General features: G+C 66.7%; 1 pseudogene. It reads left to right on the plus strand.

What is annotated here, in order from left to right:
* Window positions 1-546: pseudogene (locus tag A5780_RS36710) on the plus strand (hypothetical protein); the annotation flags it as partial.
* Window positions 547-582 lie beyond the last annotated feature (36 nt).

Here is a 582-nt window from a genome sequence, read left to right on the forward strand (position 1 = left end):
GCTGCCACCGAACAGCCGGGACGCGCTGGACTCCCACCGCACCTCGCCGAGGACCTCGACCTGTCGAAAGTCGGAATGTTCGGTCACTCGCTAGGCGGGTCGACAACCGTGCAAACGATGCACGACGACCACCGTGTCCGTGCCGGCGTCGATCTGGACGGCCCGATCCTGGGCTCTGTCGCCGCGGACGGTCTCGACCGGCCGCTGCTGATGCTGGCCAGCGACACCTCGCCCTGGTTCGGCAATCCGGGCTGGGAACCGCGCTGGGCAACCAACACCGGGGTGAAGATCCCCCTGCGCATCGCAGGAACCCAGCACATGTCGCTGTGCGACCAGCAGATCATCCTGCCGCAACTGACCACGGCCGGCCTGCTCGAGCCCGCCAAGAAGGCCGAAGCAGTCGGCACAATCGACACGGCCCGTTCGATCGACCTGCAACGGGCTTACCTGCTTGCCTACTTCGACGCCACCTTCAGCCAGCCTGGCACCGACATTGCTCAAACGCTCGCCAGGCTCGCTCAGCCGGAGATGCTTCCTCACCCGTGAAGCACCCGCCGGTTACTCGCCGCCGAATGCGGCGCT

Origin of the sequence: Nocardia sp. 852002-20019_SCH5090214, from assembly GCF_001665865.1 — a bacterium.
In the GTDB taxonomy this organism is placed as follows: domain Bacteria; phylum Actinomycetota; class Actinomycetes; order Mycobacteriales; family Mycobacteriaceae; genus Nocardia; species Nocardia nova.